Source organism: Acinetobacter baretiae, assembly GCF_015627105.1.
GTDB lineage: Bacteria > Pseudomonadota > Gammaproteobacteria > Pseudomonadales > Moraxellaceae > Acinetobacter > Acinetobacter baretiae.
Genome location: NZ_VTDM01000001.1, coordinates 139,810 through 156,119 on the forward strand (window position 1 = coordinate 139,810; position 16,310 = coordinate 156,119).

Genomic DNA, 16,310 nt, shown 5'->3' on the forward strand with positions numbered 1-16,310 from the left:
AACCATGCAAATAATGAGCAAAACTTATAGAATAGAACAAAATTCTTTCAATGATGCTCATTATAATAATGAGTGAGTTCATAATATTAGGATCTAGAATGACTGACCATGCAACAATTTTGCAAAACATACCTGTAGGTAAAAAAGTAGGTATTGCTTTTTCTGGTGGCTTAGATACATCGGCGGCTTTGCTTTGGATGAAACAAAAAGGTGCACAACCTTATGCATATACTGCCGATTTAGGCCAACCCGATGAAGACGACTACCATGCGATTCCTAGAAAAGCAGAACAGTATGGTGCTGTAAAAGCACGTCTTGTTGACTGCCGTTTACAACTTGCACTTGAAGGGATTGCTGCTATTCAATGTGGCGCCTTTCACATCAGCACAGGTGGTATCCCTTATTTCAATACCACACCACTTGGCCGTGCAGTTACAGGGACCATGCTTGTCACCGCAATGAAAGAAGACGATGTAAATATTTGGGGGGATGGCTCTACCTACAAAGGCAATGATATCGAGCGTTTTTATCGTTATGGTCTCCTTACCAACCCAAATCTGAAAATTTATAAACCATGGCTCGACCAACAATTCATTGATGAGTTGGGTGGCCGTGCTGAAATGTCACAATTTTTAATTGACAATGGTTTTGACTATAAAATGTCAAAAGAAAAAGCATATTCAACAGATTCAAATATGCTTGGCGCAACTCACGAAGCCAAAGATTTAGAATATCTCGATGCAGGTATCAAAATTGTAGACCCAATTATGGGTGTTGCATTTTGGCGTGACGATGTAAAAGTAGATGCAGAAGAAGTGAGCATCACTTTCGAAGAAGGCATGCCTGTTGCGCTCAATGGCAAACGCTTTGACCATCCTGTAGACCTGATTTTAGAAGCCAATGCCATTGGTGGTCGCCATGGCCTAGGCATGTCAGACCAAATTGAAAACCGTATTATTGAAGCAAAATCTCGTGGGATTTATGAAGCACCAGGTATGGCATTACTGCATATCGCATACGAGCGTCTTGTGACAGGTATTCACAACGAAGATACCATTGAACAATATCGCATTAATGGTCTACGCCTAGGTCGTTTATTGTATCAAGGTCGTTGGTTTGATTCGCAAGCACTGATGTTACGTGAAACAGCACAACGTTGGGTTGCAAAAGCCATCACAGGTACCGTGACACTTGAATTACGTCGTGGTAATGATTTCAGTATTTTAAACACTGAGTCTGAAAATCTAACCTATGAAGCTGAACGTTTGACGATGGAAAAAGGGGATTCAACATTCAGCCCAATGGATCGTATTGGTCAATTAACCATGCGTAATTTAGATATTACAGATACTCGCAGTAAGCTTGGTATTTATAGCCAAGCAGGGTTACTTTCTATGGCTCAAGGATCTGCTGTACCACAGCTTGAAACCAAAAAATAAGTATGTAAAACCAATAACCACCTTGGCGTTAGATGCGTGAAGGTGGTTGTCAAAATATGTTCAACTCGTAAATACTCAATACTCATTCCGCGCTAAAATCAAACCGTCTACCAATGTATACGATGACTTCACAGATCAAGTACTATCTTTAAATACATTCTTTTTTTAAACAGCTGTATTGAAGTACTTATTCTTTTAATCATTAGACTTCTTGCGAAAGTCAAAAAACAATCAATCGCAATCTATGATTTATAAGACATTGTAAAAGAAAATAATCACTGAAATTTCTATTTCGCAAGAGGTCTATTCTATATTTTCATGTGCAACTAAAATGATGATATCACTATTAGCCTTTAAACCATCATCAATCTCAATCACATTTTATGGACATAAATGATCTATTACATAAAACCTAAATCTATACTGGTTATACTCAAACGATCTTGCTGATTTTATTTATTTTTATTCAAAACCAAATCTTGCTGCATAGACAATGAGTGATGGTGATACACACTTCGATCTACCCTATGGTTTGATCAACAAGTTAACGTCAATCTACAAGATAAAGATAAGTGACAAAACATAGATGCTATGAAATATATGATATGGCAGAAAATATATAAAAATGGATTTTAAAACTACACACAAACCATTCTAAGAAAGCATGTATTTCACAATATCGTTATATTTTTTATAACACGTCCCATAACAGCATGTCGCAATTGAATCTCTCAACTCTTGTGTTACTGTTCATCTAAACCGATCTCAAAGTAAAATTTTTAAGCACCATAAAAGCTTTAGTTTAAAAATGCAAATGTTGCCATACGACCTGTTTTGGGGTCACGGCGATACGAGAAATAATCTTGTGGTTGAGCATAAGTACAAGCATCTGCACCCAAAACACGTTGAACCTGAAACTGTGTTAAAATAAACCGAGCAATTGCATATAAATCTGCGAAGTACTTACCTTCTGTATTCGAATGTTGAAAAGCAAATTCGACAGCATAACGCTCACAGAAGATCGTTTTAACCTCTGCGCCAACTTCAAAACAAGGCTGATTAATACATGCACCTAACCACGCCCATGTTGGCGGGTTACTCATATTTTCAATGGTTTTTTCAATAATACCATCGGCTAAACCACGCCAGCCTGCATGTAACACAGCAACTTCAAGCCCATTTTCATCACCAAGAGCAATCGGTAAACAGTCTGCGGTCATGATCATGACCGCATGACCTTTACGCTGCGTAATAAGTCCATCTCCAGACAATGGCTGAAAATAAACCGCATCATTTATGCAATAACAGGTCGTACTATGAGTCTGATTTAACCAACTCAATTTGTACACCCCATAAGCATTTAAATCACGTAACAAAGCCATACGATGAGCATGGACTCTCGCAGGCATATCACCGACATGTAATGCCAAATTAAAGCCATCTAAACTTGGCTGATCTGCTTTTACAGTGGTTGAATACAACACTTTTGTTTGCCCAACATATATCCCTTTTGGTAACCCTTGTACAAAATGCATTCAACCACCCTCTTATTCATCAATACTTATGCTTAGTACGCTTTATTTTCTTCACGCAATACGTCAACAAGTGATTTAAAGTCTTCTGCCCATGGTGCTTCAAACATCATCTCTTCTTGTGTTCTTGGATGAATCAATCCTAATTTTGCCGCATGTAATGCTTGACGACGAAACCCACGTAACGTTTCTGCCAAACGCTCAGACGCACCTGCAGGCACACGCACACGATTCATATATACAGGATCACCCACCAAGCCAAAGCCAATATAGCTAAAATGAACACGAATTTGATGTGTACGTCCCGTTTCTAGTTGTGCTTGCACACGAGTAAAATGTTGGAAACGCTCTTTCACATTATAATGTGTGACTGCATCTCGCCCACCCGGTAAAACTGTCATTTTAATACGATCTACAGGATGGCGTTTAATTGGCTCATCAATCCTACCACCAGCAATCACATTACCGTATACAATCAAGTCATACACGCGATACACTGTTTTTTTGGCAAGTTGTTGTGACAACGAAAATTGTGCTTCAAGCGTTTTAGCCACAACAAGCAATCCAGAGGTGTCTTTATCAATACGGTGCACAAGCCCTGCACGAGACAACTCAACCGACTTAGGCACATGATGTAAAATAGCATTGACCAACGTACCTGATGGATTACCTGCACCAGGATGCACAACCATCCCCACAGGTTTATCGATTACTAAAATATCATCATCTTCATAAATAATATGAAGTGGAATGTTTTCTGCTTGGCAATATGTTTGTGGCTCTAGATCAACCTCTAAGGTTAATTTTTCTGTCCCTTCACAGCGTGTTTTTGGCTTTACCTTATTACCATTGAGTAACAAGTGGCCATCATTCATCCACTGTTTGAGTTTTTCTCGCGAAAAATCAGACCATACACTTGCAGCAACCTGATCTACACGAAGTCCTGCATACTGTTCGTCCAACTGAATCTGCAACGATAAATGTGTTGCAGCCGTAGCAGAAGTATGATTATCTGCTGCGTCAGTCTCTTCAAGTAAGTTAAAATCTGTTTCAGTCAGATTAGAATGAGAATATTTTGTCAAAGTCATTTGGCTCATTAGAACAATTAATGGTTTAATAGTGCCATTGTAGCTCATTGCCCGTATTAACTGAGGAATTTTTATGTCGCTACCACGTTATAAAGTGACAATGCTTGCGCTATCGTTCGGCGTTGCTTGTACATTTGTGGGCTGTAGCAGTAATCCATCAAAAAAAGAAACTGCCGATCTCGGACCAAAAGCCACTGAAGAAACCTACTTCAGTGCTGCTCAAACTGCTTTAGATAAAGGTCAATATAACGAGGCGGCAAAGAATCTGCAATCGATTGATACTTACTATCCTACAGGCCAGCGCATTGCACAAACTCAACTTGAACTTATTTATGTTAAGTTTCAACAAAAAGATTATCCTGCGGTCATTACTGCAGCAGATCGTTTTATTCGTTCAAATCCTGAAAACCCAAACCTTGATTATGCATACTATGCAAAAGGTGTGGCCAATATGGAAGAAAACTATGATGGTATGATTCGCTATACCTCTTTAAAACAATCTCACCGTGACGTAGGTTACTTAAAAGTTGCGTATCAAAATTTTGTTGAATTTATTCAACGTTACCCTTCAAGCCAATATGCAGTTGATGCAGCAGAACGCATGAAGTTTATCGGACAAGAAATTGCCGAACATGAAATGCAAGCTGCTCGATTTAATATCGAACGCAAAGCATGGGTGGCCGCTATTGAACGAGGCCAATGGGTCACAGAACACTTCCCAGACACACCACAAGTTCCTGAAGCACTCGCAACAATTGCATACGGCTACACAGAGCTCGGTGACAAAACAACAGCACAGCAATACATTGAAGTACTCAAACTCAACTATCCAAATCTTGTGCGAGCAAATGGTACCGTTAACCTAAAAGCTGCACGTCATGAAGGAAGTTTCTTCAACCGTGCCACACTCGGTATTTTTGGGCGTGGTGAGCAAAATACTCAATCCAAATCACAACAAAATACTGAATCACGTAGCTTAACCAATAAATTGAGCTTTGGCTTATTAGATCGTCCTCATACTGAATCAGACACCATCCGACCGAAGGCTCAACCGCAACCTGAGCCCACTGAATCACGGAGTTGGTTAAATCGTTTGTCATTTGGCTTACTCGATAAACAACAGCCATAAAACACGCGTGTCATATACAAGGTGGGCCATGCCCGCCTTTTTTTATGTATCCATTTTTTGTTACACTATAACTTCACATCTATCTTTTTGAGTACATGATTCATGGCCATTCCACAACAAACCATCGACCATATTTTAGACCGAGTCGATTTGGTTGAATTGATTGGTCAGCGTGTTAAGCTCAAAAAAACAGGACGTACTTATTCAGGTTGCTGTCCGTTTCACCAAGAAAAAAGCCCTTCTTTTCATGTATACCAAGACAAACAGTACTATCACTGTTTTGGTTGCCAAGCCAATGGCAATGCCATTCGTTTTTTAATGGACATGGACAGCCGTAACTTTATTGACGTTATGAAAGACCTCTCTAGCCAAACAGGAATAGAGCTCCCTAAAGACAATACAGACCAAAAAAAACTCAGTTATAAAAAAACCAATACACCACCTCCTTCCACTCCACTCAATACATCTCAAGCTAAAGATTCTTTTAGCTTTCAACCAGAGCATGACCCTTTTGCTATGCTCTCTGAACCAGAAAATGAGTTTTCCTTTCAAAATGCCTTACCTCAAGAAGAAATTAATGAAGAAGGAAATTTGTATGATCTACTCGAACATGTAACTCAATTTTATCAACAACAACTCAAGCACAATACGGGTGCACAACACTATTTTAAACAGCGTGGCTTAAATGAAAATACCGTACAAGATTGGCGTTTAGGTTATGCACCTGAAGATTGGCAGCATTTAGAAAAAGCATTTCCAGTAGATATTGAGGGACTCAAAAAAGTTGGGCTTATCCGTACCAGTGACCACGGCCGTGATTTCAATTTGCTACGTGAGCGTGTGATTTTCCCCATTAGAGACCCTAAAGGTCGAGTGGTCGGCTTTGGGGGGCGTGCACTCAACAATGAGATTAAACCCAAATATATTAACTCTCCAGACTCAGATATTTTTCATAAAAATCAATTACTCTATGGCTTCTACGAAGGCATGAAAAATAAAGCAAAAAATTGGTTAATGGTGGAGGGTTATATGGATGTCATTGCGTTAAGCCAAGCGGGCATATATGGAGGCGTTGCCACACTAGGAACTGCAAGTAATACAGAGCATTTAAATATGCTGTTTAAACGCAATCCACGCTTAACCATTGCGTTTGATGGCGATCAAGCAGGGCAAAAAGCAGCCCGTAGAACACTAGAGATTGCATTACCACTTTTAGAAGATGGCAGAGAGCTCAAGTTTTTTATTTTACCCAATGAACATGATCCAGATTCTTTAATACAACGAGAAGGCCTAGAGCATTTTAAAAACCTATGGCAAAGCGCACCGTTATTGTCCGACTTCTTATTTGCCTTACTCACTCAAGGTGAAAATATTAGCCACCCAGAAGGTAAAAGCCACGTCATGGGTGAGCTCAAAAACCTCACAAATATGCTCCCGCCCAAAGGGTCTTATCGCTATCTACTCACACAGTCTTTTCGAGAAAAACTCGGTTTAGGACGACGCTTCACCCCTCAAAACAACAATGATGCCTCTCTATCATTTAACATACACACCAAGGATAAAGACTTTGCGATTGCACTTTTAATCAGTCAACCCTTTTTATATAAGGAATTTGAACAACTACGTGCCTACGTACCACAAGGAGATTTTCTACGCTATATTTTAGACACTCTAGACAACGTATTTGACCATTTACCTGAAAATCAAGAGGCTGCTGTTTACTACTTACTTGGTGCAACCGCTGTAGTACACACAGAAATTACAACAATTTTAAAGACAACCAATATATTCAACTTAATTGAATCACCCGAAAAGGCATTAAATCTTGCGAAAGAATATTCATTGAGCTTACAAGAAGACTATTTAAAACAAAAAATGAAAAAACCTGCTTCACTTGCAGAATCTCAACACCTACGTTTAAAACTTAATGCACTGACCAAACAAATTAGCCTTAAGCTCATTCAATAAAGCAACAGGCAGTATAAACCGCCTGTTCGATGGACAACTTGTTAATTCATTAATGAAAAAAACGATGACACTGAGTACGTACAAATTGCTGAACGTTAACACGTTTGGTTTGAAAAGATGCTTTTTGCTTTTGTTGCAACTCTTCAAATTCACCATCAAAAACACCAATTGAAGGTAAATGTATTTTTATTTGATCAGGAAATTTTTGTTTCAATGTATCTGCTTTTTCATTCAATTTGATCAAAGCCAAACGCTGATAAGCACGACCATGACGAACCCATGGTACATGAGATACTTGTTGTAATAGTTGGCTTAAATCTTTATTTTTCATTGTCATCACCTCAGCTCAATCTCAACACTATAGCCGTCAAGCACTGCATTCATACTCACGTATAAATTGCTCATTTGACGCGTCATTTATCTACAAATGATAGTACAACCAAATGTTGTTTTTCGCCAATAGGTGGGAAATCAAGAGTACGACAAAAAATAAATAAAAATTATTAAAATCAAATATTTATACTGAAAATAAAAAATGACTGACAAGTTCACATTAATATATTGACTTCCAAACCTGTTAGATATTGCCTAAAGAGCTAGTCAAAATGTTTATGCGAACGTCCATCACGTAAAATATGTTGCAAATGCATTTTGAGCCACTCAAAATATTCAGGTTCATCTTCTTTAACCGCTTCACGCAGTAAAATAGACGTTGGATGCAACAGTTTATTGGTTAAGCGATGTGCAAATACCTGCATAACTTCAGCCGCATCTTCACCAGATTCAATTTGTTTTAAGGCCAAAGCCAATTCTTTTTGTTGAATATGGTGCCCTGCATCGCGATATGCGCCAATCACACCGCCTGCATGTTTTAACTTTTGATGAGAAACCAATTGCATTGCCAACTGATTCACCATCACTTCAGCCTCTACGGCTGCCTGACGGCGCTGTGCTAAATTTTCATCAATCACGGTTTGTAAATCATCGACACCATATAAATAGACACCATCTAAGACATCAACTTTAGGATCAATATCACGAGGAACCGCCAAATCTACCAAGAGCATTTGTTGATAACGACGACGCTTCAATGCAGATTTCACTGACTTAAAATCAATCACCTGATGTAGACTACCCGTACAACTAGAGATTACATCTGCTCGATGCAAATGTTGCTCTAACTCTGCAAATGGAATAATTTCCACATCCACTGATCCTGCAAGTTCAGTAGCCAATTGCTGTGCACGTTCTGGCCCTCGGTTACAAATTAAAATTTTAGCCACGCCCATATCAGCCATATGCTTTGCAACTAAAGTATTCATTTCGCCTGCAGCAACCACCAAAAGCACTAATTTTTCAGGATGACTAAATACTTGATGTGCAAGTTGAGCAACAGCATAACCCATAGACACAGCATGACTACCAACTGCTGTTTCTGAACGTACCCGTTTTGCCGCATAAAATGCATAGTCAAAGATTCGGTTTAAACTAGAAGACACCGTGCCTTGATCTTTTGCCAAAGACAAAGCACTTTTGACTTGCCCTAAAATTTGAGGCTCACCAAGCATTAACGAATCTAAACCACTAGAAACGCGCATTAAATGCGATACTGCTTGAATATCTTCATGACAATACACATGCTTTGACAGCTCAGAAGTCGCCACACCATTGGTATTTGCTAACCAATCGAGCAGGGCCTGTTCTGAGTGCGCGTTCGCATATATCTCAGTTCGATTACACGTAGACACAACCACCAAGTCATTTAACTGGTCTTGTGTGGATTGTACAAGCAATAGTTCAGACAGACGATCTGCATTAAAGGCAATTCGTTCACGTAACTCAACAGTTGCTGTATGATGGTTGACACCAAGGGCAAAAAACGTCATCTAGTCATATCATCATTTAACAAAAATTATGCATGTGTTATTGTGCATCATATGTACGGCCATCAGAAAAATTGGATAACAACTTGCAATACCTCTCTCGCAAGCATTCAGGACGACTTATTCGGCGCTATTCTAACACAATCTTGTTCGTAAGTAGCATGGCCTTGTTTACGTCAGGGAGAATATCTGCACAAAATCATACCGCTACACATTACAACACACTCCCATTAAAGCAAAGTATGATTGCTGAATTTGCTTTACAATATGACGAACCCAAGCTGGCATTACAAAACTATACCGACTTAGCCATACATAGTGATTCTACCATCGCAAAACAACGAGCGCTTGATATCGCACTCGACGAAAACGACTTAAATGCAGCACTGAGCATTGCCATGCACTGGGTTAAACAAGATCCATCTGACGTACCAGCACTCTTCTACCTCACTCATATTTCACTCAAAGCACATAAATATGAACTGACTGCCAGCACATTAGATAAAATTTTAAGCATTGACTCCGATGCAGATTTGGCAGAAATACTTGCAGGGATCTCACCAGATACAGCAGCAGATCGTAATGCACTGCTTGAAACCTTACGCAAAAGTCGGACTAGACATAATCCATCCATCATCGTACTTATTGCAAGCCTAGAAGCACAAAATAATGACTTTGTTCAAGCCATCAAAGATGTAGAGCATGCACTTCACAAACGTCCGCATGTCACGAGCTTTATTTTACTTAAAGCCAGCTTACTCGAACTTAACGACAATCAAGCAGCTACACAAGCATGGTATCAACAATCTAGCCTACATCATCGTCACAATTATGAAGTTCGACTTGCCGAAGTGAAGTATCTAACCAAAATTGGCCAGCCACAAAACGCGCTAAAGAAACTTCAATCGATCATTCAAATGTGGCCACAAGCAGATGAAGCACTGTTTATCGCTGGGCTAACAAGTATTGATTTAAAAAAATATGACCTTGCAGAGCATTACCTATTACAGCTTGGTCATTCAAACCGTTATCAAAATGAAGCCAATTACTACCTTGCAATTAACGCTGAGCGTAAGCAACATTATGAAACAGCAATTGTTTATTATAGACGAGTTGATGGGAGCTTATATACCGTTTCTCGCAGAGCGTTAATGAGTATTTTTGATAAAACAGATCGGTTATCAGATGCATTAAGGTTTTTAACCCAAGAACGCGTCAATTACCCACAGCACGCAAGTTTTTTGTATCAACTGCAAGCCAATATTTTAAAAAAACAAAATGATAAACGAGCAGCAATAGAGCTACTCAGCGAAGCCATACAAAATTTGCCAGATGATCCCGACCTCATCTACGCCCAAGTATTACTTCTTGATCCATTTCAAGATCGCAACCTTTTAGAACAAGATTTGAATCGCTTACTCATCATAGAGCCCAATAGCCCGACATATCTTAATGCATATGCCTACACGCTTGCCGTACAAAATCAAAGACTCCGTGATGCGCGTTTATATGCAGAAAAAGCCCTTGATCAAGCACCAGATCAGGCTTCCATTTTAGACACGTATGGATACATCGCATTTTTACAAAACGATTTTAAAACAGCCATTCCTGTACTTGAAAAGGCCTACTTAGCCAATCATAACGCTAAAACAGGCGCTCGACTTGCTAAAGCACTATATTTAACAGAGGATATCAAAAAATTTACTACCCTCACAAAACAACTACAGTTAGATTTTCCACAACATGCTGAAATATCAGAACTTACCAAACTTTCTCGCCCCCACTTAACACCTTAGAGTACAGTTATATGCCATCTCCAATGCGCACGCACCTTCTCTTCATTTCTAGCTTCGTCATATTGTTAACGGGCTGCCAACAATATCAACGTACTGTGCCTACTATTCCATCAATGGTCAATTCAACACCGTCAACCACACAAGCACCAAGTAACCAATTTGCGATTCAAGGAAAAATTGGCATAAAAACCCCCACTCAATCAGGGAGTGCTTTTTTTACTTGGCAACAAGATCAAGATACGTTTAATATTGAACTAGCAGGCGCACTTGGCATTGGAAAAACAAATATTCAAGGCAATGCACATCAAGCCACCCTCATGAGTGCCAAAACAGGCACTATAGTGTCAAACTCTCCAGAAGAACTCTTAGAGCAAGCCACAGGCTGGAGCGCACCTATTCACCACTTAATTCCGTGGACTCAAGGATATGCTGCAACCCCTAAAGCTCATATCAAATATGATGAACAGCACCGTATTAGTGAATTAGACGAAGATCATTGGCTCGTTAATTTCAGTTACAACACAGATCACAAATTACCCTACAGAGTTATTTTAAAGCAAGCTATTGAAAAAAATCAAGAAAATAAAATTACTCTCGTCATAGAAAACAGATAGAACCATGCAAATCAAAGTCCCATCTCCAGCAAAACTTAATTTATTTCTACATATCACAGGCCGTAGATCAGATGGTTATCATGAAATACAAACGATTTTCCAACTCATTGATCTTTATGATTGGTTGACCTTTACACCAACACATACATCTCACATTTCTATTGATGGTGTAGATATCCAACCACAAGATAATCTCATTTACAAAGCTGCTCAATGCCTGAAAGACAGCGCAAAAAACCATCATGGCGTCCATATTCAACTTGAAAAAAACATCCCTATGGGCGCAGGATTAGGTGGAGGATCATCCAATGCCGCAACCACACTTATTGCATTGAACACACTGTGGAATTGTGGGAAAAGTACGCAACAACTGGCTGACATTGCTGCCACACTTGGGGCAGATATTCCACTTTTTATACATGGTCAAAATGCATGGGCTGAAGGCATTGGCGAACGTATTACCCCAATCAATCTTCCCCAAAAACAATTTATTGTGCTCAAACCTGATTGTTTTATCAGCACTCAGCTACTTTTTTCACAAAAAACATTGACAAGAGACGCTAAGCCCTCTAAATTTTGCGCCTATCAACAACAGCCATCTATTTTTGGTAATTGTTTTGAGCCTTTGGCAAAAAAACTCTACCCAGAAGTAAATGAAGCTTTGCTTTATTTAAACCAATTTGGTGAAGCAAAGCTCACAGGAACAGGTGCTTGTGTGTTTGTTGAAGTGAAAAGTAACATGAATACTCATGATATTTTAAGCCACTCACCATGTAAATCTTACATGGTCAATAGTTTAAATATATCACCAGTACATGATATTTTTCGGGATTAGGGGTATCGCCAAGTGGTAAGGCAGCGGGTTTTGATCTCGCCATCCGTTGGTTCGAATCCAGCTACCCCTGCCATTTAAACATCTGAAAAACATATATTAGGGGTATCGCCAAGTGGTAAGGCAGCGGGTTTTGATCTCGCCATCCGTTGGTTCGAATCCAGCTACCCCTGCCATATATGTGTCAAATATTAGTAGGGGTATCGCCAAGTGGTAAGGCAGCGGGTTTTGATCTCGCCATCCGTTGGTTCGAATCCAGCTACCCCTGCCATTTGACAACAACTACAGCCGTTTTCTTGATCCTTTTATCAATGATTGACAAAAGAAACAAAAAACATTACAGTGCTGTGCAAATACTAGGGGTATCGCCAAGTGGTAAGGCAGCGGGTTTTGATCTCGCCATCCGTTGGTTCGAATCCAGCTACCCCTGCCAAATTCTTTCAAACCTGCCAACCGCCAAGGCTGCTTCATGCCCAATCTTGTCGTTTTTAGTGGAAATGCTCATCCACAATTCGCTCAAAAAGTTGTAAGCCACTTACACGTTCCTTTAGGATCAGCTTCCGTTACCCAATTTTCAGATGGTGAAATTGCTGTTGAAATCACTGAGAATGTTCGTGGTAAAGATGTTTTCATTGTTCAGCCAACATGTGCACCGACCAATGACAATCTCATGGAAATCTTGGTAATGGCAGACGCCCTACGCCGAGCAAGCGCAGGACGTATTACAGCTGTTATTCCATACTTCGGATATGCTCGTCAAGACCGCCGTCCTCGTTCAGCACGTGTGCCTATTACTGCAAAAGTTGTTGCAGATATGCTCACCACTGTAGGAATTGATCGTGTCGTAATGATCGATTTACATGCTGACCAAATCCAAGGCTTCTTCGACATTCCTGTAGACAATATTTACGGTACACCTGCGCTACTTGCAGACTTACGCCAACAACAACATGATAACCTCATGGTTGTCTCACCAGATGTCGGTGGTGTTGTTCGTGCAAGAGCTGTGGCAAAGCTACTCGGTGACATCGATCTTGCAATTATTGATAAACGTCGCCAAAAAGCAAACGTATCTCAAGTCATGCATTTGATTGGTGATGTTAAAGACCGTGACTGTGTTATTGTTGATGATATGGTCGATACTGCAGGTACATTATGTAAAGCAGCAGATGCACTAAAACAATTTGGTGCACGCCACGTGGTCGCTTATGCTACACACCCTGTATTATCAGGTAAAGCCATTGAAAATTTACGTAATTCAGTGATTGATGAATTGGTTGTAACAGATACCATTCCACTCTCACCAGAAGCACTAGAGCTTGGTAAAATTCGCCAAGTGTCTGTTTCTAGCATGGTCGCAGAAACGATTCGCCGTATTAATAACGAAGAATCAATCAGCGCTATGTTTGATAGCTACTTATAAGTACTTATCAAAATAAAGGCCTTAATACATATTAAGGTCTTTTTTATCACTAGATTGGTCGTAAATCTAGTATTCAACTCACTTAATGAGGACATCTCATGTCAAACTTTGTATTAAACGCTCAAGAACGTGCCAATGATCTGCAAGGGAAAGGTTCGAGCCGCCGCCTTCGTCATGCTGCACAAGTTCCAGCAATTATCTATGGTGGCGATGCTGCACCTGTTTCTGTAACTTTAGAGCTTCGCCAACTTGTACGTTTTCTTCAAGAAGATGCATTTTTCACAGATGTGATCGAAATTCAAATTGGCGACAAAACTGAAAGCGTTAAAATCCAAGCATTACAGCGTCACCCATCAAAAGAAACACCTATGCACGCTGACTTTAAACGCGCATAAGTCAATCTAAGCGTTATTTTATGAATAATATTTCGCTTATTGTCGGTTTGGGTAATCCTGGTTCACAGTATACCCAAACCAGACACAATGCAGGATTTTGGTTTGTTGAGCGTCTTGCAGAACAATACAATATTCCCCTCAAGTCAGATGCAAAATTCTTTGCTCTTTCTGGCCGTGGTCAAATTGAAGGTCACGATGTAAGACTATTACTTCCAACAACATTTATGAACAAGTCTGGTCAAAGTGTTGTCCCTTTCAGTAAGTTTTATCAAATTCCTACCACATCTATGCTGATTGCACATGATGAACTTGATATGAATCCGGGTGTCATTCGCTTAAAAACAGGTGGAGGTCATGGAGGTCATAACGGGTTAAGAGATATTGTCCCTCATTTAGGTGCAGACTTTCATCGTTTACGCATCGGAATTGGTCATCCTGGTAGCAAAGAACGTGTTGCCGCTCATGTTTTAACGAAAGCACCTCGTAGCGAGCAAGATCTCATCGATGATGCCATTCATCATGCTTTAACACGCACTCGCCCACTCATTCATGGCGATATTCAAAAAGCAATGAATGAAATTAATGCATATAAGCCTTAATTTAGTCTTCAACCATATCGATTAGATTTTTGCCAAAAGTATTGGCTCTAATCCATGCTAATTCATAACTCGCTTCAGCCAACTGAAGCACTTTAGCCTCAAAAGCATCCCATGTTGGTCGCACAAGAGAGGCTTTAATACCTAAGCCACTTTCATCGGCTAACGTGTTATTTTTTTCACACAATTTCAAAGCATGATACAACTTACGCCCCCAAGTGGCATTTTCCAATACTCTAACTTTTTTTCTATCTAAAAATGCCTCCACCTGTGAAAGCTCAGCATGTACAAGCATTGGCACTAAAATTCGATCAAGTTGCTCATCTAAGCGCCGCCAAACAGCCCACTGTTGTTCTTGAGTATAATTATTCCAACGTATGACTTCATGGTCAAATCGTCTACACCCACGACACACTTGATCTCCAAATACTGTTGAGCAACGACCTGCACATGGTGTTAATGCTTTTACTTGATGATCTTTGTTCAACACACTCTCCAACTATTTCTCAAAAACCATAATTTCTGTATGGATTTCTCGCTTATTTCTATATTTCACGCTAAAATATGCACTCAAATTTTTCGATCTTTAACCATTGGAGTATCCATGAACGCTACTGTAGAACAGCTTGCACCTGTAGAACAGCAAGCGAGCACAAGCTGGGTTGTTGCCGCATTATATCAATTCAAAGAAGTGAACAATGCTGCTGAATTGCAGAAACGTCTTTTAGATTTGGTAAAAACGATTAACCTATGTGGAACTCTAATTGTTGCTGATGAAGGCATTAACGGTACTGTAGCAGGCGATCAAGATTCAATTTCAGCCGTTAAACAATTTTTGCTGAACGAAGGTTTTACTGATATGGAGTATAAAGAATCTTTCAGCCAAGACAAGCCTTTTAGAAAAATGAAAATTAAACTCAAAAAAGAAATTGTGACCTTGGGTGTAAAAGTAAAACCTCGCAACCTTGTGGGGCACTATCTTAACCCAAAAGAATGGAATGACTTAATTGCACAAGATGATGTCATTTTAATCGATACAAGAAATGATTATGAGTATAAAGCAGGTACATTTAAAAATGCTGTTGATCCTAAAACAGACAGTTTTAGAGAATTTCCAGAGTACGTAAAAACACAATTGGCTGAACACAAAAATAAAAAAATTGCGATGTTTTGTACAGGTGGAATTCGTTGTGAAAAATCAACATCTTTACTTTTACAAGAAGGTTTTGAAGAAGTTTATCACCTTAAAGGCGGTATATTAAAATACTTAGAAGAAACACCCGCAGAAGAAAGCCTTTGGGAGGGTGAATGCTTTGTATTTGATGGCCGCACAACGGTCACACATGGAATGGAAGAAGGATCCAATATTAAATGTCATGCTTGTGGCTGGCCATTAAGCGCCAAAGAAGCTGAATTATCAAGCTACGAACACGGCGTGTCATGTCTATATTGTATCGATCAAACCTCTGACAAACAAAAAGAGGGATTCCGTATGCGCCAGTCACAAATTTTAGCAGCCAAGCGTAAACGTCTTTAATCTTCATGCATCAAAAGGACAGGCTTAAAGATGACTGTCCTTTCGTGCTTAAACTGGTTGCAATTAAAATATAAACTT

The 16,310-nt window shown here is 39.6% G+C and carries 15 protein-coding genes and 4 tRNA genes; 14 read left to right on the forward strand and 5 right to left on the reverse strand.

Going from position 1 to position 16,310, the window contains the following annotated elements:
• Positions 1–83 precede the first annotated feature (83 nt).
• Positions 84–1,439, forward strand: coding sequence for an argininosuccinate synthase (gene argG / locus I2F17_RS00575; RefSeq protein WP_196423298.1), 1,356 nt, complete (start codon positions 84–86; stop codon positions 1,437–1,439).
• 797 nt (positions 1,440–2,236) lie between these two features.
• Here the strand turns inward: argG and pgeF are convergent.
• Both pgeF and rluD read right to left on the reverse strand, forming a co-directional pair.
• Positions 2,237–2,974, reverse strand: a complete 738-nt coding sequence (gene pgeF / locus I2F17_RS00580; protein WP_211138827.1) for a peptidoglycan editing factor PgeF — start codon at positions 2,972–2,974, stop codon at positions 2,237–2,239.
• Between the two features lie 32 nt (positions 2,975–3,006).
• On the reverse strand, positions 3,007–4,059 hold the full coding sequence (gene rluD / locus I2F17_RS00585) for a 23S rRNA pseudouridine(1911/1915/1917) synthase RluD (protein ID WP_211138828.1): 1,053 nt from the start codon (positions 4,057–4,059) through the stop codon (positions 3,007–3,009).
• A gap of 73 nt (positions 4,060–4,132) precedes the next feature.
• On the opposite strand from rluD, the gene I2F17_RS00590 reads away from it, so the two are divergent.
• Positions 4,133–5,188, forward strand: a complete 1,056-nt coding sequence (locus tag I2F17_RS00590; protein ID WP_211138829.1) for an outer membrane protein assembly factor BamD — start codon at positions 4,133–4,135, stop codon at positions 5,186–5,188.
• Between the two features lie 102 nt (positions 5,189–5,290).
• Positions 5,291–7,156, forward strand: a complete 1,866-nt coding sequence (locus I2F17_RS00595) for a DNA primase (protein WP_211138830.1) — start codon at positions 5,291–5,293, stop codon at positions 7,154–7,156.
• Between the two features lie 49 nt (positions 7,157–7,205).
• Here the strand turns inward: I2F17_RS00595 and I2F17_RS00600 are convergent, their stop codons facing one another.
• Complete coding sequence (locus I2F17_RS00600; protein ID WP_211138831.1) at positions 7,206–7,487, reverse strand: hypothetical protein; 282 nt, start codon at positions 7,485–7,487, stop codon at positions 7,206–7,208.
• A gap of 265 nt (positions 7,488–7,752) precedes the next feature.
• Positions 7,753–9,042: a glutamyl-tRNA reductase gene (hemA, locus tag I2F17_RS00605; protein WP_211138832.1), complete on the reverse strand. Its 1,290-nt coding sequence runs from the start codon at positions 9,040–9,042 to the stop codon at positions 7,753–7,755.
• A 32-nt stretch (positions 9,043–9,074) separates the two neighbouring features.
• Here hemA and I2F17_RS00610 point away from each other — a divergent pair, with 32 nt between their 5' ends.
• From I2F17_RS00610 to pth, 10 genes are all read left to right on the forward strand, one after another.
• Positions 9,075–10,835, forward strand: coding sequence for a tetratricopeptide repeat protein (locus tag I2F17_RS00610; protein ID WP_407926533.1), 1,761 nt, complete (start codon positions 9,075–9,077; stop codon positions 10,833–10,835).
• Positions 10,836–10,846: 11 nt separating this feature from the next.
• The gene (gene lolB, locus I2F17_RS00615) at positions 10,847–11,449 is read left to right on the forward strand and encodes a lipoprotein insertase outer membrane protein LolB (RefSeq protein ID WP_407926534.1); all 603 of its coding nucleotides are present in this window, start codon (positions 10,847–10,849) and stop codon (positions 11,447–11,449) included.
• 4 nt (positions 11,450–11,453) lie between these two features.
• Positions 11,454–12,284: a 4-(cytidine 5'-diphospho)-2-C-methyl-D-erythritol kinase gene (gene ispE, locus I2F17_RS00620; protein WP_196423268.1), complete on the forward strand. Its 831-nt coding sequence runs from the start codon at positions 11,454–11,456 to the stop codon at positions 12,282–12,284.
• Positions 12,283–12,357 (forward strand) — tRNA-Gln (locus I2F17_RS00625). The genes ispE and I2F17_RS00625 overlap by 2 nt, the downstream gene beginning before the upstream one ends.
• A gap of 25 nt (positions 12,358–12,382) precedes the next feature.
• Positions 12,383–12,457 (forward strand) — tRNA-Gln (locus I2F17_RS00630).
• 20 nt (positions 12,458–12,477) lie between these two features.
• Positions 12,478–12,552: transfer RNA gene (locus I2F17_RS00635), tRNA-Gln, on the forward strand.
• Between the two features lie 87 nt (positions 12,553–12,639).
• Positions 12,640–12,714: transfer RNA gene (locus tag I2F17_RS00640), tRNA-Gln, on the forward strand.
• 36 nt (positions 12,715–12,750) lie between these two features.
• Complete coding sequence (locus tag I2F17_RS00645) at positions 12,751–13,704, forward strand: ribose-phosphate pyrophosphokinase (protein ID WP_196423269.1); 954 nt, start codon at positions 12,751–12,753, stop codon at positions 13,702–13,704.
• A gap of 98 nt (positions 13,705–13,802) precedes the next feature.
• On the forward strand, positions 13,803–14,099 hold the full coding sequence (gene rplY, locus I2F17_RS00650) for a 50S ribosomal protein L25 (protein ID WP_196423270.1): 297 nt from the start codon (positions 13,803–13,805) through the stop codon (positions 14,097–14,099).
• Positions 14,100–14,119: 20 nt separating this feature from the next.
• Entirely contained in the window at positions 14,120–14,698 is a 579-nt protein-coding gene (pth, locus tag I2F17_RS00655; RefSeq protein ID WP_211138835.1) for an aminoacyl-tRNA hydrolase, read from the forward strand.
• 1 nt (position 14,699) lies between these two features.
• On the opposite strand, the gene I2F17_RS00660 is transcribed toward pth, so the two are convergent.
• Entirely contained in the window at positions 14,700–15,182 is a 483-nt protein-coding gene (locus tag I2F17_RS00660) for a DUF1289 domain-containing protein (protein WP_196423272.1), read from the reverse strand.
• 117 nt (positions 15,183–15,299) lie between these two features.
• Here I2F17_RS00660 and trhO point away from each other — a divergent pair, with 117 nt between their 5' ends.
• Entirely contained in the window at positions 15,300–16,232 is a 933-nt protein-coding gene (gene trhO, locus I2F17_RS00665; protein ID WP_196423273.1) for an oxygen-dependent tRNA uridine(34) hydroxylase TrhO, read from the forward strand.
• The last annotated feature ends 78 nt before the right edge of the window (positions 16,233–16,310 follow it).